Source organism: Candidatus Dormiibacterota bacterium (assembly GCA_035635555.1).
In the GTDB taxonomy this organism is placed as follows: domain Bacteria; phylum Acidobacteriota; class Polarisedimenticolia; order Gp22-AA2; family Gp22-AA2; genus Gp22-AA3.
Map to the genome: position 1 here is coordinate 1 of DASQAT010000035.1, position 24,669 is coordinate 24,669.

At 67.6% G+C, this 24,669-nt stretch carries 16 protein-coding genes and 1 pseudogene; 3 read left to right on the forward strand and 14 right to left on the reverse strand.

Going from position 1 to position 24,669, the window contains the following annotated elements; translation table 11 throughout:
• The 8 genes from VEW47_08780 to VEW47_08815 form a co-directional block, all read right to left on the reverse strand.
• A partial coding sequence (locus VEW47_08780; protein ID HYS05274.1) for an ATP-binding cassette domain-containing protein occupies nucleotides 1-491 on the reverse strand: 491 nt, incomplete at its 3' end.
• Nucleotides 492-577: 86 nt separating this feature from the next.
• Entirely contained in the window at nucleotides 578-1,429 is an 852-nt protein-coding gene (pstA, locus tag VEW47_08785; GenBank protein HYS05275.1) for a phosphate ABC transporter permease PstA, read from the reverse strand.
• 5 nt (nucleotides 1,430-1,434) lie between these two features.
• Nucleotides 1,435-2,397 carry a phosphate ABC transporter permease subunit PstC gene (gene pstC / locus VEW47_08790; protein HYS05276.1) on the reverse strand — a complete coding sequence of 321 codons (963 nt, stop codon included), beginning with the start codon at nucleotides 2,395-2,397 and terminating at the stop codon, nucleotides 1,435-1,437.
• Complete coding sequence (pstS, locus tag VEW47_08795) at nucleotides 2,394-3,458, reverse strand: phosphate ABC transporter substrate-binding protein PstS (protein HYS05277.1); 1,065 nt, start codon at nucleotides 3,456-3,458, stop codon at nucleotides 2,394-2,396. The genes pstC and pstS overlap by 4 nt, the downstream gene beginning before the upstream one ends.
• An 8-nt stretch (nucleotides 3,459-3,466) precedes the next feature.
• Nucleotides 3,467-4,579, reverse strand: a complete 1,113-nt coding sequence (locus tag VEW47_08800) for a porin (protein HYS05278.1) — start codon at nucleotides 4,577-4,579, stop codon at nucleotides 3,467-3,469.
• A 258-nt stretch (nucleotides 4,580-4,837) separates the two neighbouring features.
• Nucleotides 4,838-6,292: a hypothetical protein gene (locus VEW47_08805; GenBank protein HYS05279.1), complete on the reverse strand. Its 1,455-nt coding sequence runs from the start codon at nucleotides 6,290-6,292 to the stop codon at nucleotides 4,838-4,840.
• A gap of 286 nt (nucleotides 6,293-6,578) precedes the next feature.
• Nucleotides 6,579-8,309 (reverse strand): ATP-binding protein, encoded by a 1,731-nt coding sequence (locus VEW47_08810; protein ID HYS05280.1) that lies wholly within the window; start codon nucleotides 8,307-8,309, stop codon nucleotides 6,579-6,581.
• Between the two features lie 42 nt (nucleotides 8,310-8,351).
• The gene (locus VEW47_08815) at nucleotides 8,352-9,050 is read right to left on the reverse strand and encodes a response regulator (GenBank protein ID HYS05281.1); all 699 of its coding nucleotides are present in this window, start codon (nucleotides 9,048-9,050) and stop codon (nucleotides 8,352-8,354) included.
• 347 nt (nucleotides 9,051-9,397) lie between these two features.
• Here VEW47_08815 and VEW47_08820 point away from each other — a divergent pair.
• A pseudogene (locus VEW47_08820) lies at nucleotides 9,398-9,730 on the forward strand (redoxin domain-containing protein).
• On the opposite strand, the gene VEW47_08825 reads toward VEW47_08820, so the two are convergent.
• On the reverse strand, nucleotides 9,727-12,666 hold the full coding sequence (locus tag VEW47_08825) for a fibronectin type III domain-containing protein (protein ID HYS05282.1): 2,940 nt from the start codon (nucleotides 12,664-12,666) through the stop codon (nucleotides 9,727-9,729). The pseudogene VEW47_08820 and the gene VEW47_08825 sit on opposite strands and share 4 nt — an antisense overlap.
• Nucleotides 12,667-13,145: 479 nt before the next feature.
• On the opposite strand from VEW47_08825, the gene VEW47_08830 reads away from it, so the two are divergent.
• On the forward strand, nucleotides 13,146-13,829 hold the full coding sequence (locus tag VEW47_08830; GenBank protein HYS05283.1) for a helix-turn-helix domain-containing protein: 684 nt from the start codon (nucleotides 13,146-13,148) through the stop codon (nucleotides 13,827-13,829).
• Nucleotides 13,830-13,833: 4 nt separating this feature from the next.
• On the opposite strand, the gene VEW47_08835 is transcribed toward VEW47_08830, so the two are convergent.
• Nucleotides 13,834-17,838, reverse strand: a complete 4,005-nt coding sequence (locus VEW47_08835) for a hypothetical protein (GenBank protein ID HYS05284.1) — start codon at nucleotides 17,836-17,838, stop codon at nucleotides 13,834-13,836.
• Between the two features lie 303 nt (nucleotides 17,839-18,141).
• On the opposite strand from VEW47_08835, the gene VEW47_08840 reads away from it, so the two are divergent.
• Nucleotides 18,142-20,580: a PQQ-dependent sugar dehydrogenase gene (locus tag VEW47_08840; protein HYS05285.1), complete on the forward strand. Its 2,439-nt coding sequence runs from the start codon at nucleotides 18,142-18,144 to the stop codon at nucleotides 20,578-20,580.
• Between the two features lie 45 nt (nucleotides 20,581-20,625).
• On the opposite strand, the gene VEW47_08845 is transcribed toward VEW47_08840, so the two are convergent.
• From VEW47_08845 to VEW47_08860, 4 genes are all read right to left on the reverse strand, one after another.
• Complete coding sequence (locus VEW47_08845; protein ID HYS05286.1) at nucleotides 20,626-21,132, reverse strand: TlpA disulfide reductase family protein; 507 nt, start codon at nucleotides 21,130-21,132, stop codon at nucleotides 20,626-20,628.
• 2 nt (nucleotides 21,133-21,134) lie between these two features.
• Nucleotides 21,135-22,136: a hypothetical protein gene (locus VEW47_08850; GenBank protein ID HYS05287.1), complete on the reverse strand. Its 1,002-nt coding sequence runs from the start codon at nucleotides 22,134-22,136 to the stop codon at nucleotides 21,135-21,137.
• Nucleotides 22,137-22,239: 103 nt separating this feature from the next.
• Nucleotides 22,240-22,590: a hypothetical protein gene (locus tag VEW47_08855; GenBank protein ID HYS05288.1), complete on the reverse strand. Its 351-nt coding sequence runs from the start codon at nucleotides 22,588-22,590 to the stop codon at nucleotides 22,240-22,242.
• Nucleotides 22,591-22,641: 51 nt separating this feature from the next.
• The gene (locus VEW47_08860) at nucleotides 22,642-24,624 is read right to left on the reverse strand and encodes a hypothetical protein (GenBank protein ID HYS05289.1); all 1,983 of its coding nucleotides are present in this window, start codon (nucleotides 24,622-24,624) and stop codon (nucleotides 22,642-22,644) included.
• Nucleotides 24,625-24,669: the final 45 nt, after the last annotated feature.

Consider the following 24,669-nt stretch of genomic DNA (forward strand, 5'->3'; position numbering starts at 1 on the left):
TGCGGCTCGACCGCGAGGGCTCGGGCAATGCAAAGGCGCTGCTGCTGGCCTCCCGAGAGCCCCAGGCCCGATTCTTCGATGCGATCCTTCACCTCGTCCCAGATGGCGGCCTGACGCAGCGCGCGCTCGACCCGGTCGCGCAGGGTGCTCGCGTCCTTGATACCCGCAACCCGCAAGCCATACGCCACGTTCTCGAAGATGCTCTTGGGGAACGGGTTCGACTTCTGGAACACCATGCCGACGCGCTTGCGCAGCTCGGTCACATCCATCGAGCCGTGGTACACGTCGCGGCCGGCCACCAGGATCCGACCGGTGATCCGAACGCCGTCGACCAGGTCGTTCATGCGGTTGAGGCAGCGGAGCAGGGTCGTCTTGCCGCAGCCCGAAGGACCGATGAAGGCGGTGACCCGGTTCTTCGGCACCTGCATCGAGATGCCCTTGAGCGCCGGCTTGTCGCCGTAATGGAGCGTCAGACCCTCGATCAGGATCATCGGCTCCTCGGCCTTGGCCTCGTCGCGGCCCGGGGCTCGCGGCTTCGCTCTCGTCTCGATTTTCACCGCGGTCATCAGGGCCTGTCTCACGGACGGTGCATCCTTTCGAGGCGGCGGGTCATCGCCCGGGCGAGGAGCGAAAACGTCAGGATGGCCCCGATCAGCACGGTCGCCCCGGCCCAGGCCTGCCGGTGCCAGTCATCATAAGGAGAAATGGCGTAGGTGTAAACCTGCACCGTCAGCGAGGCGATCGGCTGGTCGAGACGCGTCGACCAGAAGCGGTTGTTGAAGGCGGTGAACAGGAGCGGGGCGGTCTCCCCCGCGATGCGGGCGAGGGCCACGAGCACGCCGGTCAGGATCCCGGGCAGGGCGGCCGACAGGATCACCGTGAACACAGCCCGCGCCCGCGTGGCGCCGAGGGCGAGCGCCCCGTCGCGCAGAGTCGGCGGAACGAGGTTCAGGAGCTCCTCGGTCATCCGGACGATGAGCGGGATCATCATGATCCCGAGCGCCAGGCCGCCCGCGATCGCCGAGAAGCGCTGGAACGGCAGGACCGCCGTCGTGTACGCGAAGAGGCCGATGACGATCGAGGGGACGCCGTTCAGGATGTCCGCCGAGAACCTGACGGCGGAGGCCAGGGATGTCTTGCGGTACTCGGAGACGTAGATGCCCGAGACGATCCCGATCGGCACGGCGATGCCGGCCGCCAGTCCGATGAGGATCAGCGTTCCGGCGATGGCGTTCGCCATGCCGCCGCCGGGCTCCCCCACCGGCTTGGGCATCTGGGTGAAGAACGCCGCGTTCAAGGCCGGGAGCCCGTGCCCGATCACGAAGAACAGGATGAAGCCGAGGGGGATCAGGGCCAGCACGACCGCGGCCGCGCAGAACGCGACGACCGCACCGGAGACGACCTTGCGGCGCAGGCGGTTCCAGGACATGGCGCTCACACCGCCGCCGCGGGGACCGGCCGCCCGGCCCGGACCGTCCGCTCCCTGCCCACGCGCCAGACGAGGACGCGCGACAGGGCGTTGATCGCGACGGTGATCAGGAACAGGACGAGGCCGATTTCGACCAGGGCGTCGAGGTAGAGCGGGTCCGCCGCCTCGGTGAACTCGTTGGCGATGACCGCGGCCATGGTGTACTGCGGCGCGAACAGCGACAAGGAGATCCTGGGGTTGTTGCCGATCAGCATGGTGACGGCCATCGTCTCGCCCAGCGCCCGCCCGAGCCCGAGCATGACGGCGCCGATGATCCCCGTCCGCCCATAGAACAGCGCCATCCGGATCGCCTCCCAGCGGGTCGCGCCGAGGGCGTAGGCCCCTTCGCGCTGCGCGGAGGGGACCGCCTTGAGGATCTCGCGCGCGACGCTCGCCGTGAACGGCACCATCATCACGGCCAGCACGAGGCTGGCGGCGAGAAGACCCACGCCGAGCGGCGGCCCCTCGAAGAGCGGCACGCCCTTCAGCCAGGCGGGGGTGGCGATTTCCAGGCGGCGGACCAGCGGAACGAGAACGAAAATGCCCCACAGGCCGTAGACGATCGAGGGGATCGCCGCCAGGAGCTCGGTCAGGAAGATCAGCGGCTGCCTCAGGGCGTGCGGCGACAGATCCGACAGGAAGATGGCGATCCCGAGCGCTACCGGCGCCGACAGAAGCAGCGCCAGGAGCGACGAGTAGAGCGTCCCCCAGATGAACGGCAAGGCGCCGAACTGCCCCGCGACCGGGTCCCAGATGGATGTGCGCCAGAAGGCGAACCCGAACTCGCGGATCGAAAGGAGCGATTCCCGCCAGAGGACGAGCGCGATCCCGGCGACCAGGCATGGGACGAGAACGGCCGCGGCGCCGGTCAAAAGCGGGAAGAGCCTCCCCTCGCCGGACGATCGCCCGAGTGGTCCCGTCGTGCTCATTCGACCTTGATCTTCTTCAAGGCGGCGTCCTCAAGGCTGACGACCGTCTGCGGGAGAGGGGCGTAGCCAAGATCGCCGGCGAATTTCTGTCCGTCCGTCAGGGCCCACTTCATGAAGTCGACCATGAGACGGGACTTGTGCTTGTCCTTGGGGCTCTCGTACAGGAGGATCCAGGTGAACGAGGAGATCGGATAGACGTTCTTCCCCGGAGCGTTCGTGATCGAGACACGGAAGTCGGCGGGCATCTTCGCCGTCGCGGAGGCGGCCGCGGCCGATACCGAATCGATGGACGCGCGGACGAACTCTCCGTCGAAGCTCTTCACCGAGCCGAAGGCGATCTTGTTCTGCAGCGCGTAGATCAGCTCGACGTAGCCGATGGCCCCCGGAGTCTGCTTCACGAGACCGGCGACCCCCTCGTTCCCCTTGCCGCCGATCCCGGCCGGCCAGTTCACCGAGGTGGCCACGCCCACCTTCGACTTGTACTCGGGGGAGACCTTGGCCAGGTAGTCGCAGAAAATGTAGGACGTTCCCGATCCGTCAGCACGATGGACGACGGTGATGTCGCTGTCGGGCAGATTCACGCCGGGGTTGTCCTTGGCGATCGCCTGATCGCTCCACTTGGTGATCTTCCCCAGGAAGATGTCGGCCAGAACCGTTCCTGCAAACTTCAGCTCGGCATCGACGCCCGGAAGGTTGTAGATCGGCACGACGCCCCCCAGCACCGTCGGAAAGTGGAAGACCTTCCCAGGGGCGCCCTGGAGCTGATCGTTGGTCATAGGGCCGTCCGAGGCGCCGAAGAATACGGTCTGGGCGGTGAGCTGGCGGATACCGCCGCCCGATCCTATCGACTGGTAGTTGATCCGGACGTCGGGGTGGAGTTTGTTGTATTCGGAGAACCACTTCGAATAGATCGGGTACGGGAAGGTCGCCCCCGCGCCGTCGATCTGGACCGGATCGGCCCAGACGGGCGGGACCAGGACGGCCGCCACGGCGGCCAGGAGCAGCGCGATGAGCAGGCAGCGCGACAGTTTCGGCACGATGTCACCTCGTGTGAGCGGCATGATCAGCCTCAGAAATTGAACAGGGTGTGGACGGCGTAGCGCTTCTCGTCCGGCTTGGCGAGCAACGTGTCGTAGGTCACGTTCTCGTAGTCCAGCAGGATCGCGGCGGTGGCCGGCGCCTGCTGGCTGTGGAACCAGTAGGCGACGCCCGCGATCTTGCGATCCTTCGCCGCATCGACCGACTTGTTCGGCTTCAGGTAGTCATAACGCAGCAACGCCTCCCATCCCTTTGGGAAGCGAGGCGTCGCCCAGACCGAGTACCCCTGCGCCTTCACTTCGGCCGCGACGGCGGTCGGCTGATCCGTGGCGTCGAGGTGCGTGTAGCCGGCGTTGACGTACTTGTGCTCGAAGGTCGCCGCGTAGATGGTCCGACGCCGTGCGTCCCCCTGCATGTAGTTGTCGGCGTCATAGAAGGCGGTGAGGCGGAGCCCCTTGAGCACCCCCAGCATCGGGAAAGGGCGCAGGGTGGCGCGGATCTGCACGGCCTTCTGGTCGTTCGCCTCGGCTTTGCTGTAGGTGTCGCCGTTGTAGTAGCCGCCGTGCACGTCGCCGAAATTTCCCTTGAAGTTGTAGTGGGTCGAGAGACCAAAATCTGACGAACTGATGAAACCCTCCCGCTCCGCCATGATCTGCCCCTGGAAGCGGTACCTGTAGACTTGCTCCTCCCAGTCCACGTAGGGCGTGTGGTGCTCCCCCAGGCGGACCCAGGAGCCCTTGGACCACCTGTCGTCCAGGTTGAACTGGCCGTAGGCGTACTTGAGGCGGAAGGTGAGGCTGCCGTCCAGGCTGGTGGTCGCTCCCGTGGTGGTCAGCCGCGAGACATCGGGCGTGACCCGGAACGAGACATTGTGCGAGATGTTCCCGGTCACGTTGATGTAGGCGCGCGTGACGTTGAAGGCCGCCGGATGAATCGTATTGCCGTCCGTGTCCACGGTCGTGGGCTCTTCCGTATAGGTGTAGTCGGTGTAGATCGTCGTCCCCACCTTGATCGTCGGCGTGTCGTCCGGGGGCGTATATCCGGCGGCCGGCGTCACCTGGGCGAAGACCGGCAGGCCGCGCAGCAGGCCCACCGTCGTTGCGAGGGCGGCCAGCGACCGCAGGGTGGTTCTCGATGCGTTCATCGACAGGGCTCCTCCATGAGGGTTCACCTCTCCTTGTCCAGTTTCGGCGGGGAGAATGTATCGGTGGGGTGACGCCGCGGAGTCGGTCGTGTGACGGTCGTGTGACGACCGCCCTCAGACGGCGGGAAGACCGACCCGGAGATCTTTCAGCCTGTCGGGCGGGCTGGTGATGATTCCCCGGACGTCAATGTCCGGCCTGCCGAACCGTCGATCCCCTCCTGGAGCTCATCGAGCCGCTTGGGTTGCCGCCAGGTCGCGCTAAAAGCAAGCCTGCCCGGTAGGAACCTCGGCCAGGAACACGTCGCTTCGCCCGCAGGGCCGCGTCTCGCACGCCTGCGGGCTGTACTCACACCCGGAGGGCAATTGGACCTTCTGGGTCGCCTTAGTCCCCGCGTTCGGGTGCGTGCCGTCCGCCCAGCAGGGGCCGTTGCATGCCGTATTCGAGCACTGATCGTTCATGTTGGACGTGAACAGGACGTAGCGTCCGTCCGGCGACAGCTTCGCGAAGGAGTAGAAGTTGTACACCTCGCTCGTGTTGTAGGGGTGGCCGAGGAGGCGACGCTCGCCGCCCGGCGTGATGAAGACCATCCCTCCGGGGGAGAGCCAGCTCCAAGCGGGGTCCGGCACCAGGCCGCCATAGCTGGAAAATAGCGCCCACTGGTTCTCGAGAGAGGCGGCTTCCTGGATCCAGTTCCCGTTGCCGTAGATAAGGCTCCCGTTCGCGGGGCCGCCGATATGGTCGGTAGGGCCGAGCGGAGTGAACTTGGTGAATCCCGTGGGAAAGGAAAGGTTCCAGTCCACTCCCAGCCAGCGATCCCTGAGGCTGGCGACGTGGGCGAAGGGGACCGTCCCGTCGGCTCTCTGAACTACGGTCATCGGCGCGTAACGATCCGGTGGATCGGCCGAGCCGAAGTCCAAGACGACTATGCCGTTCTGCGGGTCGTCCATGGTGAGTCCGATGTATCGGCCCTCGCGGTCGATCCGAGGCTCGTTGATGGCGCATTCGTTGTAGGTCTTCCGTGTTCCACTGGCGGGGTGGTAGGCGACCACGACATCCGTGTTGCCGCGCATCCAGACGAAGAGCCCGTCATTCTTGCTCTGGTGCATCCACGACGGACGATAAATCAGATCGTCTACCAGGGGCCAGCCGTTCCCCATGATTTCGGTGCAGGCCTGGGTCTGGGTGCAGGTCGTGAAGTCGACCTGATGGATCGCCCCGTCCCAGCCCGCGATGTAGGCATAGTTCGGCGTCGCAGGGTTGTTGGAGAAGGCGAAGGCCAGATCGGTCCAGGGGGAGATGGTCCCCGTGAGCTTGCGCCAGTTCGAGACCCCTGTACTCGGGTTGAAATCGATCAGCCAGTGAAAGCCGTCAATCGTGGTGAGGTGGATGGTTCGGGTCGAGCCGTTGTAGGGCAGGGACACCTCGTCCCCCCCTTCGGAGTAAGCGTGCCCCCAGGAGAAGCCCGTGGTCGGGAAAGTGGCCGACGTGAGCTTGTAGACCTTCACCTGCGTCCTCGGGTCCGGATAGTAACTGCCCGCAGCCAGCGCAGGCACATTGAGCGCGCTATAGGCGCTCGTCATGGGCGTTTGATCAGTCCCGGCCGCCAGAAGATGGCATGGAGCCGGCTCGTCGGCCGATGCCTGCCGCCACCCCGAGAATGGAACGATCGATGCGATCATCAGGAGTCCCACCGCACGCCAGCTCTTTCTCATGGTTTGCACTCCTTCCTGAGGTTGACGAGCTGCCCGATGTCAGATGACCCACTGACAGGTTTCGACCCGATTAAGGTAGGCGGGAAGTGCTCGACAACAACAAGCCGAATCCTGAATCCCTGATGCGGGGATCCCGGAAAACGGCTCCGGGATATCCCGGGCCGATCGACCCGGTGTTCACCCGAGACCCGCTGGAAGGGCGTGAGTGGCGCCGGGTCTGCCGGACGAACCGCAGCCTGACGGAGCGGTCAGGTCCTGGACAGGACGGCGTCGGGGTAGGGAGCCGTCAGGCGGACGGGAGACTCACCCGGAAGGTGGTGCCTGAGCCCTGGGTGCTTTCGACCTCGATCGTCCCGCCCATCGCCTGGGTCAGGTGCTTGGCGATCGCCAGGCCGAGCCCCGTCCCCCCCTCCCGGCGGTCGCGGGAGCGGCCGACTCGGTAGAACCGCTCGAAGATGCGCGGCAGGTCACCGGGAGGGATCCCGACCCCGTTGTCACTCACCGCCAGGACGACGCGTCCGTCCGCCATCTTCGCCGACAACGTGACCCGCCCCCCCTCGGGCGTGAACTTCACGGCGTTGTCGAGCAGGTTGATCAGGATCTGGGCGAGCCGATCCCGATCGGCGAGGATGTCCGGGAGATCGGCGGGCAGGTCGATGGCAAGGGTCTGACCGCGGGCCTCGGCCGCGGGACGAACCAGGCCCTCGGCCTGGGCGACGACGTCGCGCGCCCGGACGACGGCGGGCTTCAGGCGCGCCTCCCCCTGCTCCACCGCGGCCAGATCGAGGAGGTCCTCGATCAGGGCGCGCAGTCGCTCGGCGTGCCTGTGGATGACACGCACGAACTCGGCCGCCGTCTCGGGATCGCGCAGGCCGCCGTCGCGCAGAGTCTCAGCGTACCCCTTGATCGCCGTCAGCGGGGTGCGCAGCTCGTGCGACACGTTGGCCACGAACTCCTGCCGCACCCTCTCCAGTCTCTTCAGCTCGGTGACGTCGTGGAACACGGCCACCGCTCCGACCGTAGCACCGCGCTCGCGGATGGCGGCGAGGCTGGCCTGGATCACTTTCTGCTGAGCGCCGCCGAGTGCTATCTCCCGCGTGAGCGGCTCGTCCGCCTCGAGCGCCGACTCGATCGCGTCCTGGAGCGCCGGCACGCGCGCGGTCTCGAGCGGCCGGCGGCCCTCCACCGGGAGCTGCGCGTCGAAGATCCTCCGGAACGCATCGTTGGCGACCAGGATGCGTCCGGTCGGGTCGGTCAGGACCACCCCCTCGACCATCCCCTCGAGAACGGTGCGGAGCTGGCTTCTCTCGCGCTCCACGAGGATCAGGCGCTCCTCGAGCTGGTCCGCCATGCGGTTGAGCGACCTCGCCAGGACCGAGGTCTCGTCGTCACCGCCCGGCTCGGCCCGCACGTCCATCCGGCCGGCGGCGAATTGCGACGCGACGCGCGCGATCGCCTCCAGGCGGCGCGCCGGGCCGCGCGCCACCGCCCACCCGATGAGCCCCGCGACCAAAAGCGACAGGACGGCCGCGAGGAGGATCGGCACGCGCACGGCCTCCTGGGCCCGGGTCACGTCGGTGAGCGGGAGGGCCAGGCGGATCACCCCGCGGGCAGGATCGTCCGGGTCGATGCGCGAGGCCACGTACAGCATGTTCTCGGCGACCGTCCGGCTGTAGCGCATGGATCGGCCCGTCCCGTCACGCACCGCCTCCATCACCTCGGGCCGGCTCGCGTGGTTCTCGACCTCGCGAAGCGCCGCGCCGTCCAGATCGGTGTCGCCCAGCACCGCCCCGTCGGAGGAAATGATCGTCACCCTCACACCGAGGTCTCGTCCAAGACGATCGGCCAGCCGGTCGGCCGTCGAGGGCAGGTCCGGCTCGGCGCGAGCCAGGTCGCGGGCGAGCCGGACCTCGTCTCCCAGGCGGGCGGCGATCTGCTCGGTCACGCGCCGTGCCACGGCGCGATCGAGGACCAGCGCGGCGAGAAACGACGAGAGACCGGCCACGAGGACGAACAACAGAGTGAGCCGGTGCTGGATTCGCAGGGAAGGATCCTTCCGTCAGTCCGCGGCCGCGAAACCGGCCGGCCGGAATCGGTACCCGACGCCGCGCACCGTCTGGATCCAGTCTCCGACCGGTCCCAGCTTCGCCCGCAGACGCTTCATGTGCGTGTCCACGGTGCGTGTCTCGATCTCTCCGCCGTAGCCCCACACCTCCGAGAGGAGCTGGTCCCGGCTGAACGCGCGGCCGGGCCGCCGGGCCAGACGGTGCAGGAGCTTGAACTCGGTGGCGGTCAGGACGATCTCCTTTCCCTTCAGCCGGACGAGGTGCGCGCCGACGTCGATGACCAGCGGCTCGTGGACGATGCGCTCGTCCGGCCCCTCCTTCTCGTCGCGTCTCAGGATCGCCTGCACGCGCAGAACCAGCTCGCGCGGCGAGAACGGCTTCACCACGTAATCGTCCGCGCCCAGCTCGAAGCCGACGACCCGGTCGACCTCCTCGCCCCGCGCGGTCAGCATCACGATCGGGATGCCGCGGGTCTTCTCATCCTGCTTCAGCATGCGGGCCACCTCGGCTCCGGGCAGGACCGGCAGCATCAGGTCGAGCACGACGAGGTCGGGCCGCTCGCGGCGCGCCATCTCCACAGCCTGGCGACCGTCGGTGGCCGACACCACCCGGTACCCGGCCTGCGCCAGGTTGTAGCGCACCAGCTCGACGATGTCGCGCTCGTCGTCCACCACCAGGATGGTCTGCGGCATGAGCGCTCTGTCTCCCCGGGACCCCGGCCGGACGGGCCGATTATAGCCCCCGGGCCCGCCGGCCCGGAGATTGCCCCGGCCAAGCGTGTGTCGGGAGGGTGAGAGCGGGATGGCGGTGGAGTGACGAATGGGTGACAACCACCTGGGCTGCCTATAATAATGATAGCGGACCCGGGCGGGCCCGGGTTCGAAGGAGGACCACTCCCCTGGGCCGTCCCCTCGCAGTCGGGTCACACGCGCCGGATTTCGACCTGCCGGGGATCCCCTCCCCCGTCTCGATCCGGACGATGGGCGCCGTGCCGCGCGTCATCGAGTTCCACCGCGGCACCTGGTGACCCGCCTGCCGCCACAGGCTCTCGCAGTTGCGAGACGGATGGGCGAGGGTGGAGGAGCGTGGCGCCCGCCTGGTGGTCGTCCTCTGTCAGGATCCGGGGGCCGCGCGGGCCTATTTCGACGCGCATCCCGTCCCGTACCCGGTGGCGATCGACCAGGAGAGAAGGGTCGCGAAAGCCTACGGTGTCTACCGTCTCCTCGGTTTCGACTCGGTTCACATCGCGCGTCCCGCCACCTTCATCGTCGACGGCGGCGGGATCGTCCGAGATCGGTTCGTGGCGCAGGTGCAGTGGCAGAAGATGCCGATCGATGCGATCCTGCGAGCCCTGACGGTCAAGGGTTCCTAATGGCAGCCCGGCGTCCGGCGCCCGAAGTACTGGACGAAGACGGCGAGATCGTTCCCGTCGACGACATCGTCTCCAGTCAGGTCCCACTGGGGACTGAAGCCCGGATCGGCGGACGTCGTGGCCCAGGCACGGGCGAGCACGTTGAGGTCGATCCCGTCCACCGTGCAATTGCCGTTGAGGTCCGGCGTGCGCACCACTTTCAACGCATTGCGGAGCGTGCCGGACAGCTGGTCCGGGTTGGTGACCGTGATGTCGCGAGGTCCGAGGGCAGCCGTCGTATCGACCGTGAGCGTCGCCTTCAGGTGCATCGCGTCGATGAGGACCGTCGGGCCGGATGTGATCCCGGATCCGAGGTTCAGGACGGCGCCCTGCTGAAAGCCTGTCCCGGTCACCTGGATATCCTGCACCCCCGGTTCAACGATGATGGTCGAATTGGTCGTCGTCTCCATGACCGAGGTCACGGTGGGTATGGAGGAGACCGTGGTGCTGACAGAGGCGCCCACGGTCGGCGCCGTCTCGACGGGGTCGATGCTGTAAGAGGCGTTCGTGATGACGGTCCCGCTCGCCAGCGGACTGGCGACACTGACCACCAGCTGCACGGAGCCTGAGCCGCCGGCCGCCAGAGCCCCGATCGACCAGGTTACGACACCGCCCGACAGCGCTCCGCCCCCTGTCGCGGACACGAACGTCGTATTGACCGGGACCGTGTCGGACAGCACCACTCCGGTCGCGCCCGAGTTCCCCGTGTTTGCGTAGGCGAGCGTGTAGGTGATCGTTCCACCCGCCGCTACCGGGTCCGGGGCGTCGGTCGCCGACACCGTCAGGACCGGCGCCGAGGTCACGGTCGTCGTGATGGCACTGCCATTGACCGGCGCGGTCTCCGTGGAGTCGATGCTGTAGTTGCCGTCTGTGATGACCGTCCCGTTCGCCAGCGGGCTGTTGACGCGGACCACGAGCTGGACGGAGCCCGAGCCGCCAGCCGCCAGCGCCCCGATCGACCAGGTGACCACGCTGCCCGACAGCGTCCCACCCCCGGTCGCCGACACGAACGTCGTATTCACCGGGACCGTGTCCGACAGCACCACTCCGGTCGCGCCCGAGTTCCCCGTGTTCGCATAGGCGAGCGTGTAGGTGATCGTGCCGCCCGCCGCCACCGGGTCCGGAGCGTCGGTCGCAGACACCGTCAGGACCGGCGCCGAGGTCACGGTCGTGGTGATGGCATTGCCGGTGACAGGCGAAGTCTCGGTGGAGTCGATGTTGAGTGTGCCGTTCGTGATGACGGTCCCGTTCGCCAGAGGACTGTTGACCCTGACCGTCAGCGTCAAGGATCCGGAGCCGCCCGCTGCCAGCGCGCCGATCGACCAGGTGACGACACCGGCCGACAACGTCCCGCCGCCGGTCGCCGACACGAACGTCGTATTGACCGGAACCGTGTCCGAGAGCATAACCGCGGTCGCGCCGGAGTTCCCCGTGTTCGAATAAACGAGCGTGTAGGTGATCGTGCCGCCCGCCGCCACCGGGTCCGGCGCGTCGGTCGCAGACACCGTCAGGACCGGCGCCGAAGTCACTGTGGTGGTGATGGCGCTCCCACTGACCGGCGCGGTCTCCGTGGAGTCGATGTTGTAGGTGCCGTCGGTGACGACGGTCCCGTTCGCCAGAGGACTGTTGACGCGGACCACGAGCTGCACCGAGCCGGAGCCGCCCGCCGCCAGCGCGCCGATCGACCAGGTCACGACTCCGGACGACAGCGTCCCGCCTCCCGTCGCCGACACGAACGTCGTATTGACCGGAACCGTGTCCGACAGCACGACCGCGGTCGCGCCCGAGTTCCCCGTGTTCGAGTAAGCGAGCGTGTAGGTGATCGTGCCGCCCGCCGCCACCGGGTCCGGCGCGTCGCTCGCCGACACCGCCAGGACCGGCGCCGAGGTCACGGTGGTCGTGTCGTCGACACCGTTGACCGCGGTGGTCTGGGCGCTCGCGACGCTGTACGTCTGGTTGTGGATCACGGTGCCGTTCGCAAGCGGGCTGGCGACGCGGACCGCGAGCTGGACGGTGCCTGAAGCGCCGGCGGCGAGCGAGGCGATCGACCAGGTGACGACGGAGCCGGAGAGGGTGCCGCTGCCGGCGGAGACCAACGTGGTGTTGGCCGGCAGGGTGTCGGTTACGCGGATCGACGTCGCGTCGGCATTGCCGGTGTTCGCGTAGGACAGCGTGTACGTCAGGGTCGCTCCCGCGGGGACCGGGTCGGGCGTATCGGTGGATACGATGGTCAGGACCGGTGTTGACATCACGGTCGTAGTGATGCCCGGTCCGGCGACAGAACCGGTCTCGTTGCTCACGATCGCATACGCGGCATGTGTGATCAGCGTCCCGTTCGGCAGCGGGCTGGCGACGCGGACGACGAGCTGCACGGAGCCGGAGGCGCCGGCCGCCAGCGCACCGATCGTCCAGGTGACGACGGAACCCGACAGGTTGCCGCCGGCGGTGGCGCTGACGAACGCCGTATTGGCTGGAACGGTGTCGCTGATCAGCACGCCGGTGGCCGTGACATTTCCCGAATTCGAATACGACAGCGTGTAGGTCAGGGTCGCTCCGGCGGCCACCGGGTCCGGCGCATCCGTCGCCGTGACGGTCGGGCTCGGCGCGAGCACGGTCGGTGTCGACGAGATCTCGTTCGAGGGCCCGCTCACGTTGCCGGCCAGGTCGTACGCGACGACGGTGAAGTAGTAGGTGGTGCTGGCCGTCAGGCCGCTCACGGCGTACGACGTCTGATTGCCGACATCGATGGTTGCGGTGTAGTTGCCCGAGGTCGTTCCGTACAGAATCCGGTAGCCGGAGAGATCCGACTCCGTGTTCGCGTCCCAGGCGAGCTGGACGACCGTCGATGCGTATGCCGTGCCCGTGGCCGCCCCCAGACACACGACGAGCCAGGACACGATTAGCCGGAGACTCCAGCGTCCCGACACTCAGCCACCCCCCCGCAGCACGGAAATGAAATCTCGACGGTCTCGCTCTCTTGAGAAGCAAGCGGGATGCCTGCACTCTTTCGAAATGCTTTCGAGATTCAGAATTCAAGAGATTGGACGGACAGAACTTGCGATGGGTGGATCTTCGACACGCGCGCCGTCAAAGAGATGTGGCACCGTCAAAGTGATCGCGCGTGACAGGAATGTGCTGTGCGGCGCTTCAGAAATGTCATGACGCGGGACTCACGCGCGGCTTCGAACGTGCTGATCCACGTCTGCGCGTTCTTCGGGGTGTCCGATGGGGAGGGCTTCTTGTCCCTTCAGGCTGGCAGGGCCGAGAGACAGTGGCTCAACGAGGACTCCGAAGGTCGGTGGCTTGACATGAACGGGAACGCGGATATATATGAATTCGCATTCATGTTCATGGACGCCTCGTGGCGGAGCCCGGCATGAAGAGAAGTCGGGCGGCGGCCCGCATCCCGGAACCTCAGCAGGAGAGAAGCCGGCGGACGATGCGGCGGCTGATGGAGGCCGCCGAAGAGGTCATCGCCGAGCGCGGAGTGAGCGGTCTGACGGTCGGCGAGGTGGCCCGGCGGGCCGGCACGGCGGTGGGGACGATCTACACCCGGTTCCCCGACAAGGACACCTTCCTGCGCACCCTCCATGACCGGTTCTTCGCGCGGGCATCCGTCACCGCGGATACCGTCTTCGATTCGTCGCGCCGTCGGAACCTGCCCGTGCGTGATTTGCTCGCCGGCTGTGTGCGGCTGCTGGTGAGGAACTACCGCGCGCGCCGCGGCCTGCTGCGTGCCCTTCTGCTGTACGTGCGCATGCATGACGATGGGGCGTTCCAGACGCGTGCCGAGCGCCTCAACCTGCGCTTCCTGGCTCGGCTCAAGGGGCTGATCCTGAGCCGTCGCTCGGAGTTGCGGCACCCCGATCCGGAGCGCGCCGTTCTGGTCGGCCTCATGATGATCGACGGGGCGGCCAAGGAGGCGATTCTCTTCGGCGAGGCGCGGCCGGCGTCGCTCTCCGTGTCCGACGCCTTCCTGGTCGCCGAGCTCACGCGGGCCATCTGCGCCCACCTCGGCGTGGAGACGGCACCCCGCCGACACGCGAGATTGAAGTCGTGAGGATCTACTTCTTCCTCAGTGACTGTGAGCCAGGAAACCCACTCGCCTCGCCCGGGCAGGCGAGATCGCAAAGCGTCGGCTCCTCCGGCCAGGGAGCCGTCTCCGTCCCCCACCCGCTCGGGGTCTGCGCGTCCCAGTACTGCACGAGATAGAAGAAGGCCTTCCCCGCTGTCGGGATATCAGCCGTATTCCCTTCCGTGTAGCTCGCCACCGGCAAGCCCGAGGCCAGGACACGGACCGGCCCCAGCCACAGCGTTCCCGATTGCTCCGTCACCTGATCGAGATCGCCCTGGATCACGTCGTACTTCAGCGCCCCCGGCACGTCATTCCAGTACACATGCGCCAGGGCAGGGGCCCCGCCCGGCTCGAGAATCATCAGCAGGGGCTCCGGCCCCGTCCCGAGATCGTGAGGCACCGTCACGACTCCGAGCGCGGACGTCGCGTTGCCCGAAGCGTCGCGTGCCCTGTACGTCAGCGTGTAGGTCCGCCCCGGTCCATCGGCGGATCGCTCCGCGCGCAAGTGCGGCCTGTTCGCCGCGGTGTCGTGGACCGCATCCTGGATGTCTCCCGAGGTGTTCCCGTCCCCGGCGCCCGGATCGTCGTCTGGCTCGCTGCTCGTCGCCGAGACCAGCACCGCGCCCGCCGTCGGGTCACAGACATCGCTCACCTGCCACGCCGCTGGGTCCGGAACCATACGGTGATTCGGCGGCCAGAGAACGGTCTCCGCAAGGGCGAGCGAGATCTGAGGCGGAGCCGTATCCACGACGTTGGCGACGACACCTTCCGTGGCTCTGCGGCCGTCGCTGTCCTCGACGGTCAGCGTCAGGTGACTCGTCCCGAGAGGAAGCGTGACCACGGGCGCGGCCTCCTTGAGTACGCCATCCCCCTCGGGGAACGGGCCGCTCCAGCTGAACGAGAGCTCGCTCGCGGGGTTGCAGCTGAGCGCCGTGGCGCTCAGCGCGACAGGCGTGCCGGCGGCCCGGGCGCACTCGATCGTCCGGCTCGCATCGGTCGAGATGCCGATCTCCCCGATCGCAGCAGGGATGTATTGACCGCCCGTGCTCTCGTCGCCCCAGAGGATCATCGAGGTGCCCGTCCAGATCGCCACGTGGGCCTCGCGTGCCGAGGGGGCATCGTCGAGCGAAGTCGCGCTCCATGCATCGCGGACCGGATCGTACCTTCCCCCTGTATTGAGGGTGTTGCCGTACCTGCCGCCCCACACGATCATCTCGTGCCCCGTCCAGACGGCCGAGTGCGACCAGCGGCCGGCGGGAGCAGCGACCGTGCTCGTGGGCGTCCAGGCATCGGCGATCGGATCGTACTGCCCCCCAGTGTCCAGTCCGGAGGACGCATCGTTGGCTCCGCCCCAGACGATCGCTTCGTGTCCGTCCCAGAGGATCGAGTGTCCGTATCGACCGGAGGGTGCGCCGGTCGTCGAAATCGGGGACCATGCATCGGCGAGCGGATCGTATCGCGCACCATCGTCATAGTAGGTCGTCGGATACTCCGCCGTCGCCCCTCCCCAGACGAGCATGACGCTCCCGGTCCAGGCCGCTGTGGTGTCGCTCCGGTAGGTCGGGAAATCCCGCGGCGCGGGCGCTCCGACGGTCGAGGTGGGCAGCCAGACGTCGGCGTCGGGATCGTAACGCCCGCCGGTGTTGAAACCCGCGGAGATGTAGGGGCCACCGCTGCGCCCGCCCCACACGATCATCTGGTGACCCGTCCAGACGGCCGTGTGATTTGCCCTGGGGGCCGGGGCATCGACCAATGAGGTCGTCTGCCACGCGTCCGCGATCGGATCGTACCGTCCCCCGCTGTCCAGATCGGTGGAGCCGAAGGATCCTCCCCAGACCACCATGCGAGTACCGGTCCAGATGGCCGTGTTGAAGCCGCGTGCCGACGGAACATCGATCATGGAGGTGGCCGCCCAGGAATCGGAAGCCGGGTCGTACCGTCCCCCGGTGTTCAACAGGCCCCCGCTGTACGTGCCTCCCCACACTGCCATCACGCTGCCAGTCCAGATTGCCGAGCTCGTGAAGCGCGGCGAGGGGGCATCGCCGGTCGAGATGGGCGTCCAGCTGTCGCTCGAGGGATCGTATCGTCCACCGTCTCCGGGAGGACCCGGAGTCGACTGGCCCCCCCAGACGAGCATGAGACCCCCCGTCCACACCGCCTCATGGTTGACCCGGGCGCCCGGCGCATTGCTCTGGGACGTGGGCGTCCAGCTGTCGACTTCCGGGTCGTATCGGCCTCCGGAGCTCGTCCCATTCGAGCCCGCCCAGACGATCATCAGGGACCCCGTCCAGACGGCGGAGTGAGACGAGCGCCCCTCCGGCGCCCCGGCCGTTGTCATCGGACTCCACGCATCTGTCTCGGGGTCGTATCGACCTCCGCTGTTCATGTCGTCGTGTCCTCGTCTCGGATCGTCGAGACCCCCGCCCCAGACGAGCATGACGCTCCCCGTCCAGACCGCGGAATGCGCCGAGCGCTTCGTGGGCACGTTGATAATCGAGGTGGTCTCCCAGCTGTCCGAGTCCGGATCGTAACGTCCCCCCGTGTTCAGGCTGAAGGTCCCGTCCGTGCCCCCCCAGACGACCATCCTCGTGCCTGTCCACACCGCCGTGTGTCCCGACCTTGGCGATGGAGCGTTCACCAGGGATGTTGGACTCCAGGCATCCGTCAGCGGGTCGTACATTCCCCCGGTGTCCTGACCGAAGCCTCCCCATACGATCATCCTGCTCCCGGTCCAGACCGTGGTGTGCTGTGTCCGGCCGCTCGGAGCATTGATCGTACTCATGGGCATCCAGGTGTCCGTGAGAGGGTTGTATCGGCCCCCCGTCGGAAGGTAATCGACCGTGATGCCGCTCCAGACCAGTCCGCCCCAGACGATCATCTCCGTACCGGTCCAGATCGCAGAATGCGCCAGGCGGGGGTCGGGCGCGCCCTTGGTCGTGATCGATGTCCAGGTGTCGGTCAAGGGATCGTATCGAGCCCCCGAATTTCGCGACGCACCCCCCCAGACGATCATGTCCGTGCCGGTCCAGACGGCCGATTGCCCCGTGACGAATTCGGGTACGTCATCCAGGCTGCCGTTGTCCCAGGTGTCGCCCGGGAGACAGGGCTGTCCCCCGACCGTGAGAGGACAGGCCTCGGGCATCCCGTCGATCACGGTCCCCACGGATTCCGCGCTCAGCGCGGCCGACCCCTGTCGCGTCTGCGCCCACCAATCGGCCCATGTCATCTTGGGAACCGTGTATGCCGCGAACGTGAGGTGTCGAGCATCCAGAGCGAGGGTCGCGGTCATGACGAACCTCTCCCGTTCTTCGGCGATGGGGCTCACCTGGCCGACCGCGGACGGGAGCCGACCTCGTAGTCTCTGGAACTCCTCCTCTGCCACCGGCAGGATCAGCCGGTCCGGTTTTCCGCCCGGGCCCTTCGGCTGTCCGTGAGCCATCGGCACGACTTCCATCACCGATCGCTGCGGCTCTTCCTCCCAGACACTGCGCCTTCCGCTCGACAGGGAGTCGTGCAGGTCCTGCGACTTCCGACGGCTGTCGCCGTGGATGCGCGTGTCATGGTCGAAGAAATTGTGCGCCAGACGCTCGGCCAGAATCGCCCGGACATAGCACTCCTGGAACAGGAATGAATCGCCGCCGAGAGCCGATCGAATCTCCCGCAGGCGCTCGGGCAGGCGCGAGTGGCGACTGATGCGCTCCTGCTCCGCGTGGAGCATCTTCGCGGTGATGGGAGTCCGCCAGATCGACCGGAGCGCCGTCGATTCCTCGAGGTAGGTCCTCACCTTGCGCTCCAGGGTCGCGCGCGGCACCGCCTCCTCGAACGACTTCGTCGCCCCGATCTGATGCGAGTAGTAGACGCGCTCGATCGCCTCCTGGGCCCTGACGCGGTCCTCGAAGGACAGATCGCGTGCAACGGCCCCGGTGGCGGAGGCGAGCAGAGTGCTGGACGCGAGGATTGAGGCTGCGGCCAGGCGACGTCGAATGGGGGTCAACTCCTGAAAGGCTCAACTCCGGCTAAGCCAGGTGAGATGCGGATCATTTACGCTGCACGGGCATTCGTGTCAAGGAGATTCACCCCCCGCCTCCGGGTGGGACCGCCTTTCGAAAAGGAGGCCGTCCGATTCCCAAAGCGTAAGACGCCGGGAACGCGCCCCCGACTCCGGGCGCTGAAGAACGGGACACGAGCCGGGCGTGGCGGGGACTTGGCTCCCGGAGCGCGCTTGGAGTACGATTCGGGCATCCTCGCGCCAGGACTCGATGGGGTACGCCGCGACTCGCGGCAAGGGGGGCGTCCGATGTCTTCGCGTCGAACCTGTCTTCCGCTCGCTCTCCTCCTCTTCTCCGGAGCCGGGTCTCTCGCCAGCCCCGCCGGCGGCGCTTCCCTGCCCCCTGACTTCGACGAGGAGGAGATCGTCGCTCCGCTCGATTTTCCGACCGCCTTCGCGTACGCCCCGGACGGCAGGCTGTTCGTCGCCGAGAAGGAGGGGAGGGTTCGCGTGGTGTCGGCTTCGGGGGCTCTTCTACCGACTCCTTTCGCGACAGTCGACGTCAACACCGACAACGACCGGGGGCTGATCGGGTTGGCCCTCGATCCGGATTTCCCGACCACGCCCTACGTCTACCTCGCGTACACGACCGACATCGTGCCGCCGAATCCCATCAACCGGCTCTCGAGGATCCACAGGATCACGCGCATGACGGCGAACGGAGACGTCGCGCTCCCGGGGAGCGAGGTCGTCCTGATCGACGGTATCCCGTCGGACACCGATTCGCACGCCGGCGGCGCCCTGCGGTTCGGACCGGACGGCAAGCTGTACGTCTCCACCGGCGACGGCTCCACCTATCACGGCGCCACGTCCCAGGCCTTGCGAGCCCTGGACATCGATCAGCTGGTCGGCAAGATCCTGCGCGTCAACCCGGACGGCTCGGCGCCCCCTGACAACCCGTTCTACAGCGGACCGGAGGCGGTGAGATCCAAGGTCTGGCAGTCGGGCCTGCGCAATCCGTTCAAGGCGAACTTTCGCCCGGGGACGGGAAGGCTCTACATCAACGATGTCGGATGGGACTCCTGGGAGGAAGTGAATCTGGGCTCCCCGGGCGCGAGCTTCGGCTGGCCCTGTTTCGAGGGGGATGCCCCGGAGGGGGAATACACTTCACTCTTCGGTTCCCTCTGCGCGTCCGTCCTGCCCGTGCCTCCGCTCTACAGTTACGAGCACCCTCCCAACCTGGGAGGGGCGATCACCGGAGGAGCATTCTACGAAGGCTCGAACTACCCTCTTCTCTACCGCGACACCTACTTCGTGGCCGACTATGTCCTGAGCCGGATCCAGGCCCTCACGCTCACGCCGGAGGACTCGCTCGTGTCGAGCGCCGACTTCGCGACGGGCGACACGACGTTCACCCCGGTCGATCTCACGATGGGCCCGGACGGCAACCTCGTGTACCTGAACCTGGCCAGCAATTTCACCATCCCCTCCGGCAGCGTCCACCGGGTCGTCTATGTCGGCGCGGGGAACCACGCGCCGCAGGCGGTCGCCTCGGCGACCCCGACCTCGGGGTACGCGCCCCTCTCCGTCTCCTTCTCGAATGCCGGTTCGATCGATCGGGACGGCGATTCGCTCTCCTGCCACTGGCAGTTCGGCGACGGCGGGGAGTCGGACACGTGCCTTGCGGAGCACGTCTATGGATCGGGCGGTCCCTATGTCGCCACCCTCCGGCTGAGCGACAGGACGGTGACGCGGGAGGCGAAGGTGACGATCACCGTCGGCTCGCTGCCTCCGACGGCGCTGATCACGGAGCCGCCCCCCTATGCGACCTTTCTGGACGATGACGGCGTCCGGTTCTTGGGTCTCGCCCAGGACCCGGACGATGGAGCGATCGATCCCGGCTCGCTTCGCTGGACCGTGATCCTGCACCACAATGAGCACCAGCACGACTACCTCGACGCGACCGGTCCGGAAGGATCGTTCATCGCCGCCGGGGGCGCCCCGGGCGACATCATCTCCTACGAGGTCGTCCTGACCGCGACCGACTCCTCGGGCCTCTCCGACACCCGCAGCGTCACGGTGCGCAAGAACCATCCTCCGATCGCAGTCGTCGGGCCCACCTGGACGGTCGGGTGCGCGCTGGCCGCTCCGACCGTCACCCTCGACGGCAGTCGGAGCGCCGACGCCGACAATCAGCCGTTCTCATATTCCTGGAGCCAGATCGGCGGCCCTCCGGTCTCCCTGACCCGGGCCGACACACCGTTCGTCTCCTTCCAGGCGCCCACCTTGCCGGGGGGGGCGATCCTGACGTTCAGGCTGGAAGTCGACGACAGCCACGAAGTCTCTTTCGCCACGATCGATTTGAGCGTCCCCGATCTGACAGACACGGACGGCGACGGCGGTCCTGCCTGCTCGGATTGCGCGCCGTTCGATTCCACTCTCGCGGCGCCGGCGGAGGCGGCCGACCTGTCGATCGACTCGGACGAAGCCACGATCTCGTGGACAGGTGTCCCGAATGCAACCGGCTACGATCTCGACCGAGGCCTCATCACGGGTCCATTCGTCTACGATCACGCGTGCCTGGGGACCGATCTCGGCGCGCCGGCGTTTCGAGATGTCGAAAGCCCTCCGACCGGCCGGGCGTTCTACTACGTGGCGCGCGCCCACAACGCGTGCGGCGCGGGAATACTGGGGATGGCCAGCCGGGGATCCGCGATCGAACAGACCACCTGCTCCGGTTCGCAATAACGATGAGGCGCGAAAGGGCGGGCGCTCCGCGGAGCGGCGGGGATCTCAGTCGGGCGGGTGGCGATCGAGGATCCGCTCGAGACCTGCCCGATCGAGCGAGCCCATCTGGACATGCTCGGCCACCCGGCCGTCCGGCCCGATCACGAGCGTGATCGGGAGGGACAGGACACCGTACGCGGCGGCCACCTTCCCGCGCGCGTCCAGCAGAATCGGGAAGGAAATGCCCGACGCCTTGACGTAGGTCGCGACCTTCGAGCGCTTCTCCCCCAGATTGACCCCCAGGATCACGAGCGTGCGCGGGTGGGCGCGCGCCGCCTCCTCCAGGATGGTCATTTCCTCGCGGCAGGTCGGGCACCAGGTCGCCCAGAAGTGCAGGAGGACGAGGCGGTCCTTGAATGACGATAGCGTCACCGGCCGGCCGTCGAGATCGGGAAGCGTGAACGGATGCGCCGGCTCCCCCGGGTCCGGGGGGCCGGAGGCGGGCGCGGGGCCTGCGAGGAGGAGCCCCGCGCCCAGGATCAGAAAGAAGAGGACGACAGCGCGCCGAGACAAGGTCAGTAGCTCTTCGAGACGCCCAGGAGCAGGGCGGTGCGTGGCGCCAGCTGCACCTCGTTGACATCCTGTCTCACCGGGACCTGGACGAAACCGTACAGGGACGTCCCGGTGGACGTTTCGAGGCGGAGGCCCGGGGTCAGGTCCAGGAAGGTCGCGCCCGTCGAGGGGACCACCTGGGACAGGAAACTGTCGCGGCCGGTGTGGCGCCAATTCACCTGAAGCGACCAGATCACGCGGTCGCCGGCTTTGTGCCACAGCCCGGCGTTCGCGACGGTCTCGTCGCCGAACTGGTATTCGAGATCGTTCTTGCGGCCGTCGCGCCAGGCAGCCGAGACGAACCACTCGAGACGCGCCGGCACGACCTGGTGGGCGTAGTGCGCCGACAGGATGACATCGGTCGTGCCGGTCCCAGGCTGGATCGTCGGCTCGTTGATCGCCCCCTCGCTGTCGTGCAGCGTGTACGCCCCGGTCGGCAGCTTGAGCGTCACGGCCCCGGTCAGGAGGTCCTTGGTCTTCACGATGAGAGCGTAGCGCGCCCCGAGCCGGACGTCGCCGAACCCGGAGGAGCCGTCCGAGCGGGTGAAGTGCTCGTCGACGGGATCCCCGACGTCATCCCAGTGCTCGTGGTCGCGCTGGTTGATGATCGGCAGCGATCCCGCCAGGGTCAGTCGCGGGGTCAGCCCGTACGACAGGTCGATCTGCACGAGCGTGTTCTGCGTGCGGATCTCGCGGTGATGGTCGAGAAGGAGAACACCGTTCTCGAAGTCGACCTTCGGGGTCAGGACCTCGCTGACCTCCTTCGTCCCGGACAGCTTGCGGCTCTGCGAGATGAACCGGTACGACAGATCCACGGTCAGGATGCCGGAGGCGCTGACCCCCTCCTGCGTCCCTGTGACCAGGAAGCAGTTGGCGGAACCGCAGGTGGCCCTAGCCGAGGGTGCAATGGTAAGAACACCGAGGAGCACGACGCTCCCCAGGAAAATCTGATGCCTCGCTTGCATGCGCGACTCTCCAGTCTCGCCGCGCGGGGAGCACCCTGTCTCCGCCGCGCCGCGGACCATCGTCTGTTGGTATGCCGATCCTTGCCTGTGGACGATCGAACGACTAGAGAGAGGGCTCGGGCGGCGGGTCGGGCGGGACAGCGGGGAGATCGGCCGGCTCGAAGGGAGAGTCGATCCGGAGGGCCGGTTGCGGCGCCGGCGGCACGAGGGGGGTGACCGGCGCTTCTGCCAGCGCCTTCTCCAGATCCTGTGGCGCCATCACGCCCTCACCGCCGGCGGCGGGTCCGCACGGACGGGCCAGCCCGCAGCCACCCGTTCCCCGCGAAGGAGCGCAGCAGCACCGTGCGGCCCCGGCGCAGCGAGCACAGTCGACGCGAGCCGAAGCGACGAGCGGCGCCGCCAGCGGACCCGCGATGGCCAGCGCCAGGACGAAAGCGACCCATCGGCGTTTCATGAGAGGCCCATCCTAGCACGGGCCCGCGCGACCCGCCACGCCACGGTCCTTTCAGTCGCTCATCAGGAAGATGATCGGCCGCACGTCGTCCTCGGGCGTCCACTGCCAGTAGCGCCTCAGGATCTTGTAGGTCATGAGTCCGATCTCCCCCTCGCCCCACAGGAGGTAACGCAGCGCCTGGGTCATCTGGTTCTCCCCCGTCAGGCTGAGGAACAGGCGGATCGGATCGATGAGCTCGCTGATGTAGGCGACGGTGTTGGCGACCGAGACGGCGCCGTGCACGTCGATGACGTAGTCGCCGCCGGCGCGCCGCACCGTGACGCGAAGGTCGGCCATGAACTCGCTGCGGTCGTCGATCAGGTGGACGTGCAGGAAGGCCAGGGGCCCGCTGACCGCGTAGTGACGGCGCAGCTCGGCCGTCTTGCGCTCGTAGGCCGCCGGCTCCTTCGAGCGCAGCGGCACGAGGTTGACCTTCTTCGACACGACCGACTTCCACAGCTCGATCGAGTCGTCGTCCTCGAAGCGGATCTTCGCCGCCCGCAGCTCGGTCGAGCGGATGTACCGGCTGATGCCTCCGAAGGCCATGATCCCGACGATGAAGACGCTGGCGATGATCACGCCGTCGGGCCGCGTGATCACGTTGTCGACGAAGGTGAACGTGAAGACACCGGTCACGACCCAGAAGTACAGGCTGAGACCGAGCGTCTGCAGGCGCTCGCGCAGGTCGCGTCCGGCCCGGGACTCCTTCCACAGGGCGAGCGCCACGGCGACGGCGGCGGACAGGATGAGCGCCAGGACGCCCGTGGCGTAGGCGCCCGCCTGCGACTCCACGTCGGCCCGGAAGATCAGGGTGACCACGACGCACACCGCGAACAGAAGCAGCACGAGAGGACGGCGGTACTCGGTCCACTGGGGGGCCATGCCGAATCGCGGCAGGTAGCGCGGCAGCAGATTCAGGAGCCCCGCCATGGCCGAGGCCCCCGCGAACCAGAGAATGGCGATGGTCCATAGGTCGTAGAGGGTGCCGAAGCCGCTCCCGAGGAGCCCGTGCGCCAGGTAGGCGATGGCGCGGCCCGAGGCGCTCCCTCCGCGGGCGTACGCCTCCGGCGGGATCAGGAGGGTGGTCACGACGCTCGACAGGAGCAGCATGAGGCTCATCATGAGGGCCGCCGACAGGAGGAGCCGGCGCGTGGCGCGGATGCGGCCGCGCGGGACGGGCGCCGCCTCGTCCCCGGGCTCCCCTTCCACGATCGGCATGACCGACACTCCGGTCTCGAAGCCGCTCAGCCCCAGCGCCAGCTTGGGGAAGATGATCGCCGAGGCCAGAAGGAGCGCCGGGAAGTCGCCGTGCACGTGCAGGGCGGCGCGCCAGTCCACGACCCGATCAGGGTGCACTAGGATCTCGACCAGGCCGCGCAGAAGGACCACGAGGTTCAGCCCCATGTACGGGATCGCCACCAGCATGGCGACCCGGATAGCCTCGCGGAACCCCTTGAAGAACACCGCCGTCAGGAGCGCCAGCAGTCCGAGGGTGAGGAGCAGGCGGTGACTTCCGAGGTAGGGATGCAGGAGCGGGTTCTCCACCGCGTGCTGCGCGGCGTCCGCCGCCGACAGGGTCATGGTGATCACGAAATCGGTGGCGGCGAAGCCGAGGAGGGCCAGGACGAACGTCTTGCCGGTCCACTCCGGCAGGAGCGCCTCGAGCATCGCGATCGACCCCTGCCCCGCGTACGACCGGCGCGCCACCTGCGCGTACACCGGCACCGCGCCGAGGAGAGTGACCAGGACGAGGATCCCGGTCGCCAGAGGGGACAGGGCCCCCGCCGCGAGCAGCGCGATCCCCGGCTGGTAGCCGAGGGTGGAGAAATAGTCCACGCCGGTCAGCCAGAGGACCTTGTGCCAGGGGTGCGGCGCCTCGGCCGCGTGCTGCGGCTCGCTCAACCGCTCCCCCGCCGTCAGCCAGCGCCCGACGGCGGTGCGCGGCGGCGTCGTGCGCGGCACCGGCAAGAGAGGAATCGTGTAGTCGACGGCCAAGGCACCTCCGTGCAGCGGGATTCTACGTCGTGTCGCCACGGCCCG